Source organism: Erwinia wuhanensis (assembly GCF_030484085.1).
Lineage (GTDB): Bacteria > Pseudomonadota > Gammaproteobacteria > Enterobacterales > Enterobacteriaceae > Erwinia > Erwinia aeris.
On record NZ_JAUJUH010000020.1, the window covers coordinates 1 to 641 of the forward strand.

Annotated in this window: 1 tRNA gene and 2 rRNA genes; all 3 read right to left on the reverse strand. The window is 46.2% G+C overall.

The features are described from left to right. Positions 1-99: ribosomal RNA gene (locus QZH36_RS21320) — 23S ribosomal RNA — on the reverse strand; the annotation flags it as partial. 227 nt (positions 100-326) lie between these two features. Then, positions 327-402 (reverse strand) — tRNA-Glu (locus QZH36_RS21325). Positions 403-574: 172 nt separating this feature from the next. Next, positions 575-641, reverse strand: a 16S ribosomal RNA gene (locus QZH36_RS21330); the annotation flags it as partial.

Below are 641 nucleotides of genomic sequence, written 5' to 3' on the forward strand. Positions count from 1 at the left end.
GCGGTTCATATCACCTTACCGACGCTTATCGCAGATTAGCACGCCCTTCATCGCCTCTGACTGCCAGGGCATCCACCGTGTACGCTTAGTCACTTAACCTCACAACCCACAAGCGTCCCGAAAGACGGTTGTCAGCTGCAAGCATTTGAGAGACTCGAACATATCGTTAATTTCATTCTTATTACGGAGAATGAAAACGACATGTCGTTTCAATTTTCAGCTTGTTCCGGATTGTTAAAGAGCAAATATCTCAAACGTGACTCAGGCTTAAAGCCGGAATCAATTTTGAGATACGGTTGATAATGTCTTTCACTCATTATCAGATATGGCGTCCCCAAGGGGATTCGAACCCCTGTTACAGCCGTGAAAGGGCAGTGTCCTGGGCCTCTAGACGATGGGGACACAAAAATTGCTTAACCAGTCGCAGACTGGTTATTTTGTGTAAAGGTGAAGATTTGCTGGCAAATCTGTGCGACAAATTTACTTGTCACAGAACCCTACTCAAAAGACGCATTGCTCGTTACTTTTCTATCAGACAATCTGTGTGGACACTGCGCACGAAGGTATCTTCAGGTAAGGAGGTGATCCAACCGCAGGTTCCCCTACGGTTACCTTGTTACGACTTCACCCCAGTCATGAAT